At 43.0% G+C, this 19,474-nt stretch carries 14 protein-coding genes, 1 pseudogene and 1 riboswitch; of the genes and pseudogenes, 14 read left to right on the top strand and 1 reads right to left on the bottom strand.

What is annotated here, in order from left to right:
- Window positions 1-25: 25 nt before the first annotated feature.
- A riboswitch (TPP riboswitch) is annotated at window positions 26-125 on the bottom strand.
- Between the two features lie 322 nt (window positions 126-447).
- A complete protein-coding gene (locus IGI96_RS00490) occupies window positions 448-1,986 on the top strand; it encodes a zinc ABC transporter substrate-binding protein AdcA (protein WP_015509936.1) in 1,539 nt (512 codons plus the stop codon).
- A gap of 66 nt (window positions 1,987-2,052) precedes the next feature.
- A complete protein-coding gene (locus tag IGI96_RS00485; protein ID WP_270288066.1) occupies window positions 2,053-3,063 on the top strand; it encodes a plasmid pRiA4b ORF-3 family protein in 1,011 nt (336 codons plus the stop codon).
- Between the two features lie 90 nt (window positions 3,064-3,153).
- Here IGI96_RS00485 and IGI96_RS00480 read toward each other — a convergent pair whose 3' ends face one another.
- Window positions 3,154-4,269, bottom strand: coding sequence for an NAD(P)/FAD-dependent oxidoreductase (locus IGI96_RS00480; RefSeq protein ID WP_123833667.1), 1,116 nt, complete (start codon window positions 4,267-4,269; stop codon window positions 3,154-3,156).
- Window positions 4,270-4,387: 118 nt separating this feature from the next.
- On the opposite strand from IGI96_RS00480, the gene recQ reads away from it, so the two are divergent.
- From recQ to IGI96_RS00420, 12 genes and pseudogenes are all read left to right on the top strand, one after another.
- Window positions 4,388-6,154 (top strand): DNA helicase RecQ, encoded by a 1,767-nt coding sequence (gene recQ, locus IGI96_RS00475; RefSeq protein ID WP_123833668.1) that lies wholly within the window; start codon window positions 4,388-4,390, stop codon window positions 6,152-6,154.
- 56 nt (window positions 6,155-6,210) lie between these two features.
- On the top strand, window positions 6,211-6,630 hold the full coding sequence (locus tag IGI96_RS00470) for a GNAT family N-acetyltransferase (protein WP_060793049.1): 420 nt from the start codon (window positions 6,211-6,213) through the stop codon (window positions 6,628-6,630).
- A 57-nt stretch (window positions 6,631-6,687) separates the two neighbouring features.
- Window positions 6,688-7,431: a MurR/RpiR family transcriptional regulator gene (locus IGI96_RS00465; protein ID WP_015509932.1), complete on the top strand. Its 744-nt coding sequence runs from the start codon at window positions 6,688-6,690 to the stop codon at window positions 7,429-7,431.
- Between the two features lie 542 nt (window positions 7,432-7,973).
- Window positions 7,974-8,339 carry a hypothetical protein gene (locus IGI96_RS00460; protein WP_016610961.1) on the top strand — a complete coding sequence of 122 codons (366 nt, stop codon included), beginning with the start codon at window positions 7,974-7,976 and terminating at the stop codon, window positions 8,337-8,339.
- A gap of 44 nt (window positions 8,340-8,383) precedes the next feature.
- Window positions 8,384-10,717 carry a lectin-like domain-containing protein gene (locus IGI96_RS00455; protein ID WP_270288065.1) on the top strand — a complete coding sequence of 778 codons (2,334 nt, stop codon included), beginning with the start codon at window positions 8,384-8,386 and terminating at the stop codon, window positions 10,715-10,717.
- A 302-nt stretch (window positions 10,718-11,019) separates the two neighbouring features.
- A pseudogene (locus tag IGI96_RS00450) lies at window positions 11,020-13,164 on the top strand (glycoside hydrolase family 3 N-terminal domain-containing protein).
- Between the two features lie 222 nt (window positions 13,165-13,386).
- Window positions 13,387-14,388, top strand: a complete 1,002-nt coding sequence (locus tag IGI96_RS00445) for a LacI family DNA-binding transcriptional regulator (RefSeq protein ID WP_156235860.1) — start codon at window positions 13,387-13,389, stop codon at window positions 14,386-14,388.
- Window positions 14,389-14,401: 13 nt separating this feature from the next.
- A complete protein-coding gene (locus tag IGI96_RS00440) occupies window positions 14,402-15,328 on the top strand; it encodes an ROK family protein (RefSeq protein ID WP_270306503.1) in 927 nt (308 codons plus the stop codon).
- A gap of 48 nt (window positions 15,329-15,376) precedes the next feature.
- Window positions 15,377-16,324: an ABC transporter permease gene (locus IGI96_RS00435; protein ID WP_016610970.1), complete on the top strand. Its 948-nt coding sequence runs from the start codon at window positions 15,377-15,379 to the stop codon at window positions 16,322-16,324.
- 12 nt (window positions 16,325-16,336) lie between these two features.
- Complete coding sequence (locus tag IGI96_RS00430; RefSeq protein ID WP_005236529.1) at window positions 16,337-17,212, top strand: carbohydrate ABC transporter permease; 876 nt, start codon at window positions 16,337-16,339, stop codon at window positions 17,210-17,212.
- 18 nt (window positions 17,213-17,230) lie between these two features.
- The gene (locus IGI96_RS00425; RefSeq protein ID WP_128489250.1) at window positions 17,231-18,874 is read left to right on the top strand and encodes an ABC transporter; all 1,644 of its coding nucleotides are present in this window, start codon (window positions 17,231-17,233) and stop codon (window positions 18,872-18,874) included.
- Window positions 18,875-18,887: 13 nt separating this feature from the next.
- Complete coding sequence (locus IGI96_RS00420) at window positions 18,888-19,466, top strand: hypothetical protein (RefSeq protein WP_060792112.1); 579 nt, start codon at window positions 18,888-18,890, stop codon at window positions 19,464-19,466.
- Window positions 19,467-19,474: the final 8 nt, after the last annotated feature.

Below are 19,474 nucleotides of genomic sequence, written 5' to 3'. Positions count from 1 at the left end.
AGACAGAAAAAATGGGAACGCGAAAAATCATGCGCTGCCACTTCCCTACGTTGGTACTAACCAAATCAGGTTCTAAGGGACCAGACTTACGTCTATCTCAGCATAAAGCGCCCCTAGTGGATAATCTTCTATTCAATTACCCCTCGAGTGTAGCACAGGACCCAGCAAAGGACAATAAAAAGAGATGTTCGACGATCGAAAAAAAATCAGCAGAGCAAGTCTTTCAAGGAAATTTCTTCACTGATATCTGTGGCGGTACATATGAAGGTTTTTACATATAAAAAAACAAGTGAAAAAGCGGTTGACATGTTGCAAATAGTTGTGTAAAGTATAAAACCGATGGTAAAACGTAAACGTTGCGTTTTGATTTTGTAAATCGTAATTGATTTATCAGTATTTTACCAAGGGAAAGAAAAAGAGGAAAAATAAAAGGAGTGTAGTTAGAAAATGAAGAAGTTTTTTAAAATAACGATGTTATCAGCAGTAGCCCTCGCATTGGCTGCCTGTGGTCAAGGTGGTTCTGACGCTACGGAGCAGTCAGGAAACGCCTCTTCTGAGAATGAACAAATTCAGGTCATGGCCACGTTTTATCCGATGTATGATTTTACACGCCAAGTCGTAGGGGAGGAAGGGCAGGTCGAATTATTGATGCCCGCAGGCACTGATTCCCACGACTACGAACCTTCTGCAAAGGACATGGCAAAGATCCAAGATGCGGATGTCTTTGTCTACAACAATGAAAACATGGAAATGTGGGTTCCTTCGATTGAAGCTACGTTAAATGATGGCGATGTGACAGTGGTCAAAGCCACAGAAGGAATGGTCTTACTTCCAGGAGACGAGGATCATGATCATGACCACGATCATGGCGATGATGGTCATTCCCATGAATTGGATCCCCATGTTTGGTTAGCACCAAGCTTAGCCATGAAACAAGTAGAGGCGATCCGTGACCAACTAAGTGAGGCTTATCCAGCGAAAGCGACAGCCTTTGCTGAAAATGCTGCGAATTATTTAGCGAAGTTACAAGAGCTTCATGCGTCTTATGAAGAAGCGTTTAGCAATCCAGCGCAAAATCACTTCGTGACCCAGCACGCAGCTTTTGGTTATTTGGCATTGGAATACGGGTTGACCCAAGTACCAATCTCTGGTCTTTCTCCAAGCGAGGAACCTTCCGCTTCACGAATCGCAGAACTAAAAGAGTTCGTTCAAGAAACAGGTATCCAAACGATTTACTTTGAAGAAAATGCCAAAGACAGCATTGCACGAACGTTAGCTTCAGAAGCAGGTGTTGAACTGGCTGTCTTGAATCCATTAGAAGGATTGACCCAAGAACAAATGGATAACGGGGAAGACTATATTTCGATCATGGAACAAAACCGTGATGCCTTGAGAAAAACGACCGATGTAGCAAATGACAAAGAAATAGCAGAAGCCGAAAAAGAAAAAACGGTTTATAACGGCTATTTCGAGGATGCAGATGTTCAAGATCGTCCCTTATCTGATTGGGCAGGAGAATGGCAATCCGTGTATCCATTTTTACAAGACGGAACATTAGACCAAGTGTTTGATTATAAAGCAAAAATGGACAAGAAAATGACGGCTGACGAATACAAAGAGTATTATACGACCGGTTATCAAACAGATGTTGCTCAGATCAAGATCACAGACAATACAATGACGTTTATCTTCGATGATGGTACGAAGAAAGAAGCAAATTATGTGTATACTGGCAAAGAGATTTTGAACTATTCCGCTGGTAATCGTGGCGTACGTTTCTTGTTTGAAAGCACTGACGAAGATGCGGCATTCAAATACATCCAATTCAGCGACCATATGATCGCACCAAGTGCGTCCCATCATTTCCATATCTACTTCGGCAATGATAGTCATGAAGCTTTATTAGAAGAAATGGATCATTGGCCAACCTATTACCCAACTGGGATGAGCGGATTAGAAATTGCACAGGAAATGCTTTCCCATTAAAAAAAAGATTGACAATCCTCGCTCTTTTCGTCAAAGTAAACTTGATAGGAAGGAGCGAGAATTTTTTTGGAAAAAACATTGAAGAAATTAGCGAAAGTGATTGACCGTATGATGGATCACGTTGATTTGTATGGCGGACCAAGTGTGGTTAGTGACGACGATCTTGAACACTACTTAGATCCTGTTTTTTACTTGATCTTTTGCGCGGAAACAGAGGGTGGCATGACTAAATTAAAAGACAAAGTCTTTGTCGAATCGGTGTACACCGAAATGCTGCCTCAAGAAGTACCGTACAGTTTAAATTTTCTTCCGTTTGCCAAAACAGCCATTGAAGACTTTTATTACTGCATGTATAAAGAAAAGCATATCACCAAATCACAATACCAAGAAATCGCCTTTGTATTGGCTGAAAAACAACCTATCTTTTTCGCACGGATGTCCAAACCCCAGTTTTGGTCAGCTGAAAAGAAAGAAGCGATGTTAGCGATGATTCAAGACACCGATCCTGAAGAACATGAACTATTGCCCGTTGATGACCCGCGTATTGCTGCAATCTCGCCAAAAATCGTCCCATTTCCAACGAAACATACGGCCTTTGATGAAGCGGCGAATAGACCAGTCGCCTATCAGATCCGTATTGATTTAGAAGGATACCGTCCGCCAATTTGGCGTCGTTTGATCATTCCTGCAGGGCTGACTTATGAGCAGCTGCATATGTTGATCCAGATTGCCTTTGAGTGGATGAATCAACATTTGTACTTGTTTATTGCCGGTTCGAAATCGATCGGCTTAGGCAATTCCGTACCAACGGATGCTTCCGGTATTGACCAAGATTTTCAGTATTGCAAGTCCATGACCTACATTTATGATATGGGGGCAGATTGGACACATAAGATCAAAATTGAAAAAGTGTTGACCACAGAAGATCACCCAGATCCCGTCGTTCCAGTTTGTATCAAAGCTGTTGGCGATGTTCCAATTGAAGATGCCTTTGATGACGATTTCCGAGAACCACTGGATCGCGAGATCATCAATGAAATGTTACTCGATTATTGGGAAACAGGAGAATATGTTTAGCGATCAGCTAGAAGACTGTACCGTAATTTTGCAAGACTATCAATGACAACCACCAGACCCTAGCGGTTCTGGTGGTTTTTTAGTCTTCTGTCAAAGACGCTTCTTGATATATTCTGTCATCGGTTTTGTGTAGCTCAAGAAATTTTTTGGTTGAGATCGACCATCATTGATCCGATTGGCTAGGAGATAACCGATATAAGGCCCGGTCGTTAACCCAGAAGAACCAAGTCCACTGGCGGCGAACAAATTCGTTTCATCAGGTACTTCCCCAAAGAACGGCGCAAAATCAGAAGTATAGGCACGTGTGCCAACGCGCATGGTCACAGGCGTGGCAAAGAGTGCTTCGGGATCTTCAAGAAAAGCACCGATTCCTGTCATCAATTGCTGCTTGGCAGCTTCCGTAGGCGTCAGATCCCAACCAGCATCATTTTCATGCGTAGCGCCTAATAAAATTTGACCATTTGAGAAGGGGATTAAGTCGCCTTCACCCTCTAGCATGGCGACTGGCCAATTATCTGTCGGCAAGTTGGCAGCAAAGGAAAGCAATTGGCCTTTTTGCGGACGAATATCAACGTGATACCCCAAAGGTGATAACAAGTCTAACAATCCAGGTCCAGCTGTCAGACAAAGAACCTCTGCCTCAAGGAGTTGATCCTTTGCTTTGATTTGCCAATGGCTGTCCTTTCTTAAAATCTCGGCTTTTTCTTCGATAAAAGTGACTTGCTGCTGTAAGGCAACTCCTTTTACGTGCGCAAGATAAGCACGACCATCTAAACGACCACCCCCTGAGATCCGTAATGAGGGCATTTCCTTCAATAATGGCAGTGCCTCTTTGGTTTGTGGTCCTGTCAGCAAATCGATCTCGCCGATTTCTGGGGCTTCTTTGCGGCGACTCACAGCCAGATCTGCTAGCTCCTGAAGCGCGTTTTCGGGACGCACCACCAACGTGCCACAGGGGGCATAGATGGATTCATCTAAAGCAAAATCCCGCACCAATTGTGGGAAAAACGCGGCACCGTCTTGTGCAAGCTGGTACCATTTTTTATTGCGGCGTTTGGAGAGCCAAGGGGAGATGATGCCTGCACTAGCAGATGTTGCTTGCCCGATAAGGGAATCAACGACAGTCACGTCAAATTTGGTTTTATCAAGATAATTGGCGAGGGTCAATCCAATGATCCCACCGCCGATAATCACAACTTTTTTCATAGTAGAAGACTCCTTTGGTTGATTTCAATGAAAAGCGAATAAAAAGCGAAAGTTCTCTTAATGCCGTTTTCTTTGCGTACTTAATTGCGTATAATAAGGAAATGGAAAAGAGGGTATTATGCAAACTATTCAAACAGTCTTAAAAGAACATTTTGGCTATTCACAGTTTCGTGAAGGTCAAGAGACGATTATTCAATCTATTTTAACACAACAAAATGTTTTAGGAATCATGCCTACTGGTGGCGGGAAATCGATTTGTTATCAGTTGCCAGCGCTCTTGCTGGATGGGGTCACCTTGGTCATTTCCCCTTTGATTTCTTTAATGAAAGATCAAGTAGACAGCCTCGTTGATATGGGGATCCCCGCTGCTTACATCAATTCTTCCTTGACAGGAGCACAGATCAATCAACGCTTGCAAGAAGCTCGCCAAGGACGAATCAAGCTGCTGTACGTTTCTCCAGAACGTCTGGACTCAGAAGCTTTTCGCTATTCGCTGCGGCAGATGCCGATCGCTTTGTTAGCCGTTGATGAGGCCCACTGTATTTCCCAATGGGGCCACGATTTTCGCCCGAGCTATCTGCGGCTCGCCGAAACGATCGACAATTGGGAACAAAAGCCCACGATCATAGCCCTTACCGCAACAGCTACGCCCAAAGTTGCCGAAGATATCGAAAACTTACTTTCGATTCCAGCTGAAAATCAAGTCAAGACCGGCTTTGCGCGGGAAAATTTGGCTTTTCAAGTCGTCAAGGATCAAAAAGATACCTACATAACGACGTATTTGAAAATGAACCAAGGACAATCAGGTATTATTTACGCCAGCACCCGCAAAGAAGTGGAACGAATCTATCACCTGTTGAAGCATGAACACGTGTCAGTCGGGTATTACCATGGCGGGCTTTCAGAAGAAGAGCGCTCCTTTTTCCAAGAAGAATTTCTCTATGACCGCCTACAAGTGATGGTAGCCACCAATGCATTCGGAATGGGAATCAACAAAAGCAACGTCCGCTTCGTGATCCATGCCCAGATACCAGGTAATTTGGAGTCTTATTATCAAGAAGCAGGGCGTGCTGGACGAGATGGGGAACCCAGTGATGCGATCTTGCTTTATGCGCCGCAAGACATGCAGATCCAGCAATTCTTTATCGATCAATCCGAATCAGACATTCTTTATCGCCAAAACGAATACTTGAAGTTGCGGGAGATGAGCCAATACGGACATACCCAATTGTGTTTGCAGCGCTATATTTTGCGTTATTTCGGAGAAGATGGTCCCGATTGCGGTCGTTGCAGCAATTGTCTTGATGAAAGAGAACAAGTGGATATCACAGTGGATACACAAAAAGTGTTGTCATGTGTGAAACGAATGGGCGAACGCTTTGGGAAAGCCCTGGTGGGGAAAGTGCTAACTGGCTCAGGCGATCAAAAAGTCAAACAGTGGGGCTTTGAAAAATTACCGACTTATGGATTAATGAAAGATTGGTCCCAAAAGGAAGTCAATCAGCTGATCGATTATTTAACAGCATCAGGGTATCTTTTGCCGTCTGAAGGGCAATACCCGTTGTTAAGTGTGACCAATGCGGGGATTGATGTGTTGCTTGGAAAAGCAAAAGTTTATCGAAAACAAACCAAAGTCAAACAGTTAGTGGTGGATGACGAGCTATTCGATCAACTGCGCACCTTACGATTGAATCTCGCACAAGAACAAAATTTGCCGCCATATGTGGTTTTTTCTGATAAAACACTACGAGAATTGGCGGAAGTTCAGCCAAAAACGCCGATCGAGTTTTTACAGATCAAAGGAGTTGGCCAAAACAAGTTGGATAAGTATGGTGACGCCTTTTTAGCATTGCTTTCTGAATACGAAAAGACGGAAAGTGACTAAAATAGACATTTTTCTAAGATAAGACAAAAAAGACAGCAGGAAGGGACGAAACATCAATGATTACGATTCGACCGGCAGTAGCTGCAGATCAAGCATTTTGGTTTTCTTTGGATACTCACTTACCAACGGAAGTCTTCGCCAAAAAGATAATGGAAAAAACTGCTTATGTTGTAGTTGCAGACGACCAGCCAGTAGGGTTGCTGCGCTACAATTTTTTCTGGGACACGATTCCTTTTTGTACCATGTTAGTGATCGCAAAAGCGCATCAAGGCAAGGGAATCGGGAAACGGTTGGTTACTTATTGGGAACAACAGCAAAAAGCAGCTGGCCATGCGCTTTGCTTGACTTCCACACAAGTCGACGAGCAGGCACAGCATTTCTATCGTAAACTCGGTTACCAAGATGCCGGTGGGTTACTTTTGACAAGTCCTGGATTTGAACAGCCGATGGAATTGTTTCTTGTCAAACAGTTGTGATGTTTCTGCCAGCTTATGGTACATTGATAGGAGAACAAAAAAATAGGAGCGTTTAAGATGTCTTTTTTTGGAAAAATCGATTTCAATGAGTTATCAGAGACCGATCGTGCAATCTATCATTACATGTCCAGCCAAAGTGATAAAATTCCTTACATGCGTGTCCGTGAGATCGCGCTTGAATCCCACACTTCAGCTTCTTCGGTCATGCGCTTTATCCGTAAATTAGGGTACGAAAGCTTTACGGAGTTCCGCACCCAATTTAAAGTCCCTGAATTAGATGCCGTTAGTTTTTATAGCAGCATGAATGTCCTGAATGCTGAACATTTTCCGCGAGATATTGAAGGAAAGATTCGTCGGATCGCAGAAAGAATGTTGGAATGCGACAACATCATTTTTTATGGCATCGGTGCCTCTGGTTCCATGTGTGAATACGCTGCCCGCCGTTTTGCTACGATTGGGTTTAATAGCTATGCATTAGTGGATAATACGTACCCCATTTTTGCTAAGTTGAAGCATACTTCGGATAATATGATCGTCGTCTTGTCCATCACGGGAACGACTACCGAGATTATTGAAGTCGTCAATGGGTTTCGTAACAATCCAGACTTCACTACGGTAGCGATCACCAGTGACGCCAATAGCACTCTGGGACGAATGTCCGATTATGTCTTGGACTATTCAGTTGATGTAAAACGCATCAACAAGTATGAAGATTTGACGACGCAAATTCCTTGTCTTTTCTTAGTGGAAGCTTTATCAGAGACGGTTCGTCAGTTTTCGTTAACAGCAGAAGAATTGTAAACGGATTTTTCTCTTTATTCACACGTAAATCAACAAACAGCTTCATTCCATCAAAAGGGATTCCTTTGATGGAATGATTTGGCTGTTTGTTTTTTTATTGTGAAAAAAATAGGTGTAGGTATCGATGGGAATCGACTTGAAAAGTTTGCTGTTTTTAAAAAAAGTAAAGCGACTAGCAAGAGGAACTGAGGGGCGAGACAATGTGTGCAGCAAGAATGACCTGAATTCGTGTCGTTTTCAATAGATTTTTATAGAATGACGCGTATTTTGGAAGAAATGAGCCATGAAAGATAACGGAGATTCACAATATTCACCATTTGATGAAGAATGTGAATTTTATCAAAAGTCAATAAACGATATAATAAATAGAACATGTTTGAAAACCATCGTTTTTGAGATATGTTATTTTATTTTGAGTGATATTTTTAATAAGGCTGATAAACCATGCTTTAAAATGGTTTTCTTCCACATTTCTTGCAAATCCTTTTATAATCTCAAAAACGATGGTTTTTGAAGTGAATTCTATAAAAGGAGGAGGGAGAATGAACATCAAAGGTGCGCGTTTTTTAGCAAAACTTCTAAAAGGCTGTCTCGCCTTATGGGTCGCTTGCAGTTTTCCAATAACAAGCTTCAGCGATGAGCTGCGATCAACCGAAACAGATGGAACCGTGCAGTTTACAGGAGTATATGAACCGCTAGATCCTCCAGAACCATCACCGCCAACAGGACCAGTCCTACGCCCGCCGCAAGACACGGTGAAGCCGGGGGGAGAACTGCCTCAGACTAACACCGTTCAGCGATTGGATTGGGTGATTCTAGGCTGTCTTTTGATAATTATCGCGCTTGACTTATATGTACTAAAACAAATCATTCGAAAAGGAAAAGCTACTTCCCCAAAGTGGGAATAGCGTCCATTTAACAAACAAGAGAATGACATTTAGGAGTGAATGGGATGAACTCATTTTTTCGTAAAAAAAATAAAGAATTACTGGTTTTGCTTATCTTACTCCCTCTGATTATGACGTTCACGATCATGAATGCCGAGACGATTTATTCGTGGACCCCAGAGAATGAGCAAGAGGAGAAATCAGCTGAAGAAGTAATCGGAGAAATCTTCTTTCCAGAAGAATTGATCCAAGGAGAAGTCGATTATGTACTAGATTTTATCTTTTACTCAGAAGATGCCCTTGAAACGGTGGACCTCGCTTTGCCTGAACAAGTAATCATCGATCAGGAAGCATTGATGGAGGGGCTAACTGCTGTAAAAACAGAAAACGAAGGGGTGTGGCAGCTGATCAGCGAGGTCCCACAAACCACCTTTGTCTTACCGATTATTGTGGATACGATCGGAGAATATGAGCTCATCGTTGCCGAGTCTGCGTCACAACGGCTTCTGATAGTGGAAAACACGGTGATCGAAGATACTGATCAAGACGAAGATGAAAATGATTCTACGGAAGCTGCACAAGAGGAAGAAGGAGACGAGGCTTCGGATGCGGCAGCGAAAGAGGCGGAAGTGGATGATAGAAGTGAGCAGATGGTCGAAGTGACGATTGACAAAAACAATTTTAGAGAACACTTTGATGTCCAAGGCACTGCTACTTACAATGAAGAAACTGGGCTCTTGGTCTTGACAGAAGATGTAATTAGGTCAGTCGGTTATGTTACCTTGAAAGATAGAATTAGTCTGGATCGGCCATTTACGCTTAAAGGTAGAGCCAATATAGGGTCTAAACCACTTGGTGCTGATGGGATGGCATTTGGCTTTCATAATTCTGAGACTCACATAAGAGGTCATGAGGGCAATGCCTTTGGAATCGGAGGTTTAAGGGATGCTTTCGCTTTTAAACTAGACAATAACTATAATAATAATCGAGATCTTTTTGACGAAGGAAGGTTTATCGTTGAAAGGGATCCTATAGCAGTCGGTGGAGCGCCCTTTGCTGGTTTTATCTATCATAGGACACCAGTATTGCTGGAGACATATATGGGAAATGATGCTCCAGCAGTTACAACGGGAGCTAGAAATGGTGCGGATGATCCGATCTTGATTGAATATCAGCCAAATAATGAAGGCCGCTGGTTTCAAGTTACGTATAGAGGTCGGACTTGGCGACGTGATATCAGTGATTGGCAGTCCGCTGATGTTTCTGCAATGGCATTTATTATAGTCGGCAGTACGGGATCGAGAAGTGATCGCCATACCTTTTATTTTGAAGAGATGAATTATTACATTGGTACCGGAACCGTCCATGTAAACTATCTGGATCGAGAGACAGGAGAGCCTATTCTTCCTGCTGATACACTGGATCTGCCGTTACGTTTTCTTCATACACTGGACCCCAAGAACCGAGAGAGCGATGAACCCTATCAGTTAGGGTATGACTATTATGGTGTTGAGTATGAAGCAGAACACTTTGACCCAGATACATTTGACATTATGCCGCAGCCGTTCCATCAGGAGGTGACTTTTTTATTTGATCGCGTGCCATCGAACATCAAGATCAATCACATAGATGAAGAAGGGGTAACACTGAGGGAACCAACCTATCAAGGAGAATTCGTAAATGAATCGGTCGATATCCTGCCTGTGGAGATTCCTTATTATCAATATCTTTACGAGCGGGACGGTCAGCCGCTGGAAACAAGAGTCACCCGAGATGAACAAGAATACTGGCTGGTTTATGGTTTGGAAAGTACTCCGCAACCAGTAGATCCTCTTGACCCGGATACGCAAGTAAACCCTGAGAATCCGCCTGAGATTGATGAAGAACAAGGGTTTGTCAGCTTGGATTTTGTTTCCCAATTCCAGTTTGGGACAGTGGGCATTCGGTCAGAAACGACGACCTATGATGCCTTACCGCAAAAACTGCTTCATCCGGCTGATCCAAATGATAATCTACGCCCTAATTATGTGCAAGTTTCGGATCGGAGGCGGGAAAATTCTGGTTGGACCCTCCGTGCAACCTTACGAACCCCTTTTGAAAGTGATGAAGGGCATCAACTGAATGGTGCTAGAATTTTGTTAAACAATATCGATGTAGCAACGACTCGAGAGAATGTGTCTGATCCCCCTACGTTTAAACCGCAAGCAACCCTGACTGTTGGACAGGCTGAAGTGATTGCGCAAGCAAATGCCAACGAAGGTAGAGGCACTTGGGTCCAGCGCTTTGGCGATCGAGAAACAATGGATCAAAGTGTGAAACTTGAGGTGCCAGTGAGTGCAGCACCTCAAGCCACGCGATATACAGCAACGATCCTCTGGGAACTTTCCTTTGTTCCTTAAGAATAAAGTAAAAAGAAGCTGTAGCTAGTTGCAGCTTCTTTTTATTAGAATCATGGAAGAGACAATGTCGGATGTATCAGGGGATTCGGTGCGATCCATTTTTTGTGGTACACCTTGTACCATGATGAAGATTTTTCCTTTTTCCCATGAGTTGCACCAAAGTAGGAACACTATCTTTTTTTGAAAACGTTTTTAATTATACTGGATGAAAGGAATAGATACTTTTTTGCTTCTGCTAAGAAGGCGCAAATAGGGCTTTTTTTAAGCAAAAGAAGAGAACTGAATGATTGGAGAGAATAATAGTGGAGACCGTAAAACTAAAAGAACTGATTGACCAAATGACCGTAGCTGAAAAAGTGGGCCAGTTAGTCCAACTGACGCCAGATTTTTTTGCACAAGGAGGAGAAATCACGGGTCCGATGCAGCAATGGCAAATGAGTGAAGACCAATTATTTACGATTGGTTCTGTGTTGGGCACTCATACTGCTGAACAAGTATATGCCATCCAAACGTCTTATCTTGAGAAAAGTCGTTTAAAGATTCCCCTTGTTTTTATGGCAGATGTTATCCATGGGTATGAAACGATTTTCCCAATTCCGCTTGCCTTAGCCTCTTCCTTTGATGCGCAGTTAGTGGAAGAGGTTGCTAAAGCTTCAGCGAAAGAAGCGGCAGAAGCTGGTGTCCATGTCACGTTTTCACCGATGGCGGATCATGTCAAAGACGCGCGCTGGGGAAGGGTCTTGGAAAGTAATGGGGAAGATCCCACCTTATCTTCTGTATTGACGGCTGCTTATGTACGAGGGTATCAATGAACTGCTTCCCTTGCAGAAAATAAACAGCGAATTGCCGCTTGTGTCAAACACTTTATCGGCTATGGCGCTGCAGAAGGTGGACGGGACTACCATACCGTTGATTTGTCCGATCTGGAGCTCTATCAGAATTATTTGCCCGCGTTTCAGGCTGCGATTGAAGCAGGGGCGCAATTAGTAATGACCTCCTTTAATACGATCCACGGTGTTCCTGCCACCGCAAATCAACCCTTATTGCAGGAAGTATTACGACAAAAGCTGGGATTCGACGGCTTGATCATCTCAGATTGGGCAGCGGTAGCGGAATTGATGGCGCATCGTGTAGCTGCTGATCGAAAGGAAGCCGCAAAGAAAGCTTTTACTGCTGGCGTGGAAATGGATATGATGAGCGATTGCTATCTGAATGCATTGGAACAAATCATTCATGCAGAACCTGAAATGAACGAGCAGCTAAATAAGGCTGTCTTTCATGTGTTAAGCTTAAAAAATAAGTTGGGTCTTTTTGAAGACCCTTTTAGAGGATTAGTGCAGGGCAACTTAGCACCAAAATTAGTGCAGGAAACACGCCACCTTTCACGAGAAGCAGCAAAGAAAACAACGGTTCTTCTGAAAAACCAAGCACTGTTGCCGTTACAGAAAAAACAAAAGGTCGCATTGATCGGCCCCAAAGCAGCTTCGAAGGATCTTTTGGGGGCTTGGTCGTGGATCGGCAAACCGGAGGCTGCGGTCTCCTTAGCGGAGGGTCTTTCTCAAAAAGAAATTGACTTAACTGTCTTATCGTATCCTGATGGGGAAATGCTGATGAGTACCTTTATTGATGAGGCGTGTAAAGTTGCTAAAGAAGCTGAGGTTGTTTTATTGGCTCTGGGGGAAACTAGCGAGGAAGCGGGAGAAGCGGCAAGTCTGACCAAACTTTCTTTATCAAGAAAGCAAGAAGCATTGATTGAAGCAGTAAGTCAGGTCAATCCTAGGATCGCAACGATTCTTTTCTGTGGCAGACCACTGGTTTTGACCGCCATCGAGCCTCTTTGCCAAGCCATCATGATTGCTTGGTTCCCTGGATCAGAAGGAGGCAATGCGTTGGCAGATTTGTTGATGGGCGAGTCTGAACCGCAAGGACGTTTAGCTATGAGTTTTCCTCGAGCAGAAGGCCAATTACCGATGACCTATGCTCAACTCTCTACAGGGCGTCCACTGACTGAAGAGAATAGTGATCAAAAATATATTTCGCGTTATATGGATGAAAAAAATGAGCCATTGTTTTCTTTTGGCTCGGGGATGGGCTATGGTCGATGCACGATCACCCACACCCAAATCATTAATCCTCAGGAAAAGGATGCACCATTTGAGATCAGCTGCACGCTGAAAAATGAGGGAGATGTGCCGCATACGACGACACTGCAACTCTATAGCAGAGACGATGTTACAGAAGTAGCGCGACCGATGCGGGAATTAAAACAATGGCAAAAAATCCATCTTGCTGCAGGCGAAGAAAGGCAGCATTCATTCTATGTTACACCAGAGGATTTTGCTTATGTTCATTCCGATTTCTCGACAAAAAGTGATCCTGGTACGATTTCTTTATATCTTGGCTTTGCTGCTGCCTCAGCGAAGTTGATTGGTACGCTCACGATTTAAAAGCCTTTCGAGGCTTTTTTTTGTAGGTACAACTTGTACCATGATGGCACAGGTTTCAAGTTGCTGGTACAAACGCCAATCAGCCCTAGAATCATTGTGGATGAAAACGTTTTTATATATAGTTGGATTATCAGATGACCAGTGAGGTAACGGTCGTTCATTTTTCCGATAAAATAAAAACGTTTTTATTTTTGCGGGATCAGTTTAGGAGGTGAGGGGCATTTGGCAAATCGAATCACGATCCGAGAAGTAGCGAAAGAAGCAAATGTGTCGATTGCGACGGTTTCCAAAGCACTCAACGGTGTCGATGTTGTTCGCCCAGCTACGAAAGAACGTGTGGTGGCGGCAGCACAACGTTTGCATTATGTTCCCAATTTAATGGGCAAACAATTGAAAAACACGAAAACGAAAATGCTCGGTTTCTACACTACCAGCATGAAAGGGCCTTACTTTAGCGTATTAGTTGAAGCGATTGCCAGAGAGGCAGAAAAACATGGTTATGCGGTCAATGTCTTCTTATCCACGGATAAACGAGTGGTTCTCAATAGTATATTAGGCGGTGTTGTTGATGGCATTATTGGCTTTGAAGATTTTTTAACAAAGCAGGATTTGGCTGCGATGGAACGAGAACAAATCAAAGCCGTCTTTATCGATCGAAACATTCAAGAGAAGAACTTCGGCAGTGTAGTCTTTGATTCTTTCGAAAAAGGAAAAGCAGCCACCGAGTATCTTTTGTCTCTTGGCCACAAAAAAATTGCCTTTATCAGTGGTATCACTGGTGTTTATGATAGTGATGAGCGCTTAAGAGGGTATTTAGAAGCATTAAACGAGGCAGGGGTTTCTAAAAGGTCGGACTATCAATTACAGGGGTTCTTTGAAGAAGAACGAACGAGAGTCCGTGTGCAACAGTTTTTGTTAGAGCAGAAAGATTTACCCACAGCGTTTCTGGCGGGAAATGATCTTAGTGCGATCGGAACGGTCAAGGCGATCCATGAGACCAAGTGGCGGGTGCCAGATGATTTCAGCGTAATTGGTTTTGATGGCATCGATCTTTTGGACTATTTCATGCCTCGGTTGACGACTGTGAAAAATCCAATCCAATTGCAAGGGGTCACGGCAGTCAAACACTTGATCGAAATGATTGAGGAAAATGCCATTGGGATCTCCTACGTTTTACCAGGGGAATTGTGTATCAATCAATCGACAAAACAAGTAAATGAATAATGAGGGTGAAGCAATGTTTATTGGAATCGATGTTGGAGGAACCACCATCAAATATGGTGTGATCTTGAAAAACGGTGAAATTGTCAAAAAAGGACAGATGCCGACGATCCATGAAAAGGAGGGATTTTTGCAATCCATCACAGCATTGATCAAATCATTGCAGCAAGAAGCAATAGTCGATGGTGTCGGGATTAGCGCACCGGGCATCATCCAAAAAGATGGCACGATGATTACAGCAGGATCAATCAAATCCCTTTATGGAATCAATTTAAAGCAAGAAATAGAAGAACGTGTCAAGCTACCGGTCATGGTTGAAAATGATGCCAATGCAGCGGCGATCGCTGAAAAATGGCTTGGGCACGCACAGAACTGTGAGAACTATCTATGCCTTGTCGTCGGTACAGGCATTGGCGGTGGGATCATTGTTAATGATCAGCTCTATCGCGGCAGCCATGGCATGGCAGGTGAATTCGGATGGATGCTGATCGATAGCTTACCTGACCAAGGAAATTTAGAAACTGTTTCCTTGAACCAAAGAGCTGCTGTCGTGGGGGGGCTTTGCCACCAGTACCAGTTGGCACTTCAACAGCTTGGTCGGAGTGATTTCCCTCAAGATGCGGTGGAGATCTTTCAGCGAGGAGCGCAAGGAGAAGTGGTAGCGAACCAAGTGCTTGCACAGTTTTTTCAAGATTTATCGGTGAGCTTGCTCAATTTGATCAGTACATTTGATCCCGAGCTGATTTTGATTGGTGGTGGGATCAGTGAAAATGATGGGTTTATGGCAAGGCTTGAAGAGAACCTCTGTCAGCTAAAAGCTCGCCATGAAAGTATTGGTTACTTAGAAGGACGCACGATTGCACCGATTCGACGTGCAAAATTAAAAAATGATGCAGGTATGATTGGTGCGGTCTATCAGTTGATGAACCAACGAAGGAAGTAACTCATTTCCTTCAGATGAAAAAGTAAGCGTTTTAGAAAGGGTGGAACAATGGAATCTAAAGGAGTCGTACTTAAAGCAACCCCAAAGAAAAGAACCTTTTTGCAGAAACTAAAAGGCCAAAGTTTTTATCAAGCAATGGTTTGGCCTGGGATTATCCTGATGATTATTTTTAATTTTATCCCACTATACGGGATCGTCATCGCATTTAAAGATTACTCAGTGCTTGATTCGATCGCGAATGCAGAGTGGGTCGGTACCCAATATTTCCAAGAATTTTTTAGTGATTCAATGTTTTGGACGGTGATGAGTAATACGTTAGGCATCAGCTTTTTTAAACTACTGATTGGTTTTCCAGCAGCGATTGGCTTAGCAGTATTGATCAATGAAATCGTTCATGTGCGCTTGAAGAAGGTTGTTCAAACGGTGTCTTATTTGCCACATTTTCTTTCTTGGGTCATCTTAGGAGGCATGTTTATTACGTGGTTGTCTGATACCGGTTTGGTCAATAATTTACTGTTAGGTGTTGGGTTGATCGATGAACCGATTCGCTTCTTGACTGATCCCGAAAAATATTGGGCGATTGCAGTCATTTCCGATATTTGGAAAGAAGTTGGATGGAATACGATTTTATACATTGCTGCTATGACAGGGATCAATCCAGCTCTTTATGAAGCAGCGAGAATGGATGGCGCCACGAAGTTTCAGCAGATCACTCGGATCACGATCCCTTCGATCCGTCATATTATCGCCTTGACATTTGTTTTGTCAGTCGGTGGGTTATTGGGTTCAAACCTCGATCAAACACTCGTCTTACAAAACCCTGTCAATTATCAGTCCAGTGAAGTCATTAATTCATTCGTCTATAAAATGGGGATTCAACAAGGAGACTTCTCCTATGCGACCGCCGTTGGTCTATTTGTGTCGGTTGTTTCATTGATCCTTGTGGTCGGTAGTCATCTTTTGACAAAAAAAATCAGTGATGAATCAGTCTTTTAGAGGAGGGAAAGTATGAAACAAACATTTTCAAAAGATGAGAAGATCTTCAATACTGCCAATGTGATTTTCATGGTGTTCTTCTTAGCCATCATTGCGTTGCCACTATGGAATATCGTCGCCTTGTCTTTCAATGATGCAACCGATGCCGCAAGAGGGGGGATCTATTTCTGGCCACGGGAATTTTCACTAGAAAGTTACTACACCGTTTTTGAAGATTCTGCGATCTATAAAGCCTTTGTCATCTCAGTTGCAAAAACAGTGATTGGTGTTGTTTTGCATACGGCATTGACGGCGATGGTTGCTTACGGGATGAGTCGTAGAAACTTAATGGGGCGGAAAATCTATATGAACATGGGGATTTTAACGATGTTCGTTTCTGGAGGGATGATTCCTACCTTTCTCTTATTTAAAGAACTCGGCTTGTTAAATAATTTTTGGGTTTACATCATACCTGTTTTATTTTCTTTTTACGACATGGTGATTTTGATGAATTTTTTCCGGAGCATTCCATTTTCGCTGGAAGAATCTGCCATGATGGATGGCGCCAATCCTTTTATTATTTTCGTAAAAATCATTTTGCCATTGTCCCTTCCAGTTTTGGCAACCATCGCATTATTCCACGGCGTCTTTCAGTGGAACGACTACATGACCGCCAATATCTATGTTGATGATCGTAGTTTATATCCTTTACAAATGCTACTATTTCGGATCGTTTCGGAAAATCTATCGCCTGCAGTAGCAACAGGCACCAATGTGGTCAGAAATACGACTTCTCAGTCATTGCAATTAGCAACCATGGTGGTAACGACGGTTCCTGTCGTCGTGATCTATCCATTTTTACAAAAGTACTTTATTCAAGGGATGACTCTTGGATCAGTAAAAGAATAGACAAAAGGAGAGAAAAAAATGAAAGCAAGCAAATTATTCTTAGGAATCGGTCTCGTATGTACATCAGTCGTGGTATTAGGCGCCTGTGGTAATTCCAACAGCGAGTCAAAAGGGGCTGCTGTAGTAGAAGATCTGCCAGAAGCTCGCTTTGAAGCAGACAAAGATACCCCAAGCTGGCAAAAAGACACTGACCATGAAGCGACCTTGAAGTGGTATGTCAACTTTGATTGGTATGCTCAGCCAGGGTGGGGAAAAGATACTGTGACGCGAAAAATCAAAGAAGATATGAATATCAATGTCGAATTTATTTCAGGGAATGATGAGAACCTTAACACGATGTTAGCTGGAGGCGATCTGCCAGATATCATGACCTTCGATAAAAATCTATCTGCTGCCAACGAAGCGACGAAATTTGCTTTACCACTGAATCTTTTGGCAGAAAAATACGATCCTTATTTCCTAGAACATGCAGCGAAGCCTGAATCTGTTCAATGGTTTACTTTAGAAGATGGCAATATCTATGGATACCCAAGCTTTTCAACGACTGCGCAAGATTATGAGGACGGCAATGTAGTGGGAGATCAAGTCTTCATTGTCCGCAAAGATATTTACGAAGCATTGGGTGAACCTGATATGTCGACGCCCGAAGGATTTTTAGATGCGTTAAAACGGGCAAAAGAAGCATTTCCGACAGCAGATGATGGTGCTGCATTAGTCCCATTTGCTTCGACTGCATTAGATATTTCCAATGGCGGGGATGGCGCTTATGGTGGTACTTTGCAAGATTTTCTAAGCATTGCACCCAGTGTTGATGGGCAATTCAATGATCGAGACGCTGATGAGGAGTATATCACTTGGATCGAGACTTTTAGAAAAGCTTACAATGAAGGATACATTACCAACGACCAATTTTCAGACAATGACAACACGATGAAAGAAAAACTAGGGCAGGGCCGTTACTTTGCTTACTTGCATACAAACACGAAAGGACTCAATGAGTTCATGTCAGACAATAATGCCCGTAATCCTGAACAAACCTATATTGCCGTCGATGGGCCGAAGAATTCGAATGGCGATGATTCCACTTTTACTGGCGGAAATATTGGTGGATGGACACAAACCTTTATCACGACGTCGACAAAAGAACCCCAAAAAGCCATGGAGCTTTTGACCTATTTGGCAAGTGAATATGGCACGATGGTCACGACCTTTGGGATTGAAGGGGAAACATACAACCTCGTAGATGGCGTGGTTGAATACTCAGAGGAAACAGAGGCCTTACGAAATTCGGACATAGCTCGTTTTGACAAGGAAGTTGGGCTAGGTTCTTATTGGTTTGTTGGGAATGACAATTATGCTATCCAAATGGGACAAAAACCAGCTACATCGATTCGTCAGATGGTGGAATGGTCTCAAGATAAGTTAGCACCACGTTTTGAGATCGAAGACATTGATCCTCGCACCGGTTCTGAAGCAAGAAACCTCACTTCCATCAACACAGCAAGAGTGCAAGCGTTGGTCAACTTTATTCAAGCAGGCTCTGAAGAAGCGGGACGTCAGATTTGGGAAGACTACTTACAAGAACGAGAAAACAATGGGTGGTCAGCAATCGTTGATTACCGAAATGAGAAAATCGCTGAAAATATTGAAAAACTAAACTAAAGGTGTGTGTGTGATGTTTGCTTTAGAGAGTCGTTTTTATCGTCTTTGCGAAGTTATTTTTCGTATGCTGGTTTTGAATCTCTTGTTTTTGGTGGTGTCGTTTCCGATCATCACGTTTCCTGCAGCTATGCGAGCGGTCGTAGATGCTTATGAACATCCTGAAGCAAAACTGCTACGCCCCTTCTTGAAAAACAGCAAAAACGCATTGTTGAAGACCCTACCATTAGGGGTCTTCAATCTCTTCTCATTTTTATGCGGACTCAGCTTGTGGCGTTCTGCTGCTTTGACGAATTCATTGTTTTTCTCTTTTTTGACCATCATTTTTCTTACATTTTTGTTGTCCTACAACATTAACCTGTATGTGATGCAATCAAAATTGCAAGATCGGCAAAACCTGTTTGTCCTTTTTCGTAGTAGTTTTTTCTTTACGATGATGCACTACCATAAAGGGATCGGAATTTTAGTCCTAGCAGCGATCGGCTATTTCTTCACATGGCAATCAGCACCAAGTATCTTCTATCTGTTTTGTCTGTCTGGGCCCTTGTATTTTTATCAAAAAGTGTTGCATCTAAACAGAGTGGATCAATCTTGATTCACTCT

Origin of the sequence: Enterococcus sp. DIV0421, assembly GCF_051713745.1 — a bacterium.
GTDB lineage: Bacteria > Bacillota > Bacilli > Lactobacillales > Enterococcaceae > Enterococcus_D > Enterococcus_D casseliflavus.
The sequence above is the reverse complement of the archived record's forward strand: the minus strand, read 5'-3'. Positions and strand labels throughout refer to the sequence as shown.

What these genes read in the sequence shown, in the direction of transcription:
- IGI96_RS00460 (WP_016610961.1), top strand. Translation starts at nt 7,974, where the DNA reads ATGAACATCAAAGGTGCGCGTTTTTTAGCAAAACTTCTAAAAGGCTGT.
- IGI96_RS00440 (WP_270306503.1), top strand. Translation starts at nt 14,402, where the DNA reads ATGTTTATTGGAATCGATGTTGGAGGAACCACCATCAAATATGGTGTG.
- IGI96_RS00425 (WP_128489250.1), top strand. Translation starts at nt 17,231, where the DNA reads ATGAAAGCAAGCAAATTATTCTTAGGAATCGGTCTCGTATGTACATCA.
- IGI96_RS00480 (WP_123833667.1), bottom strand. Translation starts at nt 4,269, where the DNA reads ATGAAAAAAGTTGTGATTATCGGCGGTGGGATCATTGGATTGACCCTC.
- recQ (WP_123833668.1), top strand. Translation starts at nt 4,388, where the DNA reads ATGCAAACTATTCAAACAGTCTTAAAAGAACATTTTGGCTATTCACAG.
- IGI96_RS00470 (WP_060793049.1), top strand. Translation starts at nt 6,211, where the DNA reads ATGATTACGATTCGACCGGCAGTAGCTGCAGATCAAGCATTTTGGTTT.
- IGI96_RS00490 (WP_015509936.1), top strand. Translation starts at nt 448, where the DNA reads ATGAAGAAGTTTTTTAAAATAACGATGTTATCAGCAGTAGCCCTCGCA.
- IGI96_RS00435 (WP_016610970.1), top strand. Translation starts at nt 15,377, where the DNA reads ATGGAATCTAAAGGAGTCGTACTTAAAGCAACCCCAAAGAAAAGAACC.
- IGI96_RS00465 (WP_015509932.1), top strand. Translation starts at nt 6,688, where the DNA reads ATGTCTTTTTTTGGAAAAATCGATTTCAATGAGTTATCAGAGACCGAT.
- IGI96_RS00430 (WP_005236529.1), top strand. Translation starts at nt 16,337, where the DNA reads ATGAAACAAACATTTTCAAAAGATGAGAAGATCTTCAATACTGCCAAT.
- IGI96_RS00455 (WP_270288065.1), top strand. Translation starts at nt 8,384, where the DNA reads ATGAACTCATTTTTTCGTAAAAAAAATAAAGAATTACTGGTTTTGCTT.
- IGI96_RS00420 (WP_060792112.1), top strand. Translation starts at nt 18,888, where the DNA reads ATGTTTGCTTTAGAGAGTCGTTTTTATCGTCTTTGCGAAGTTATTTTT.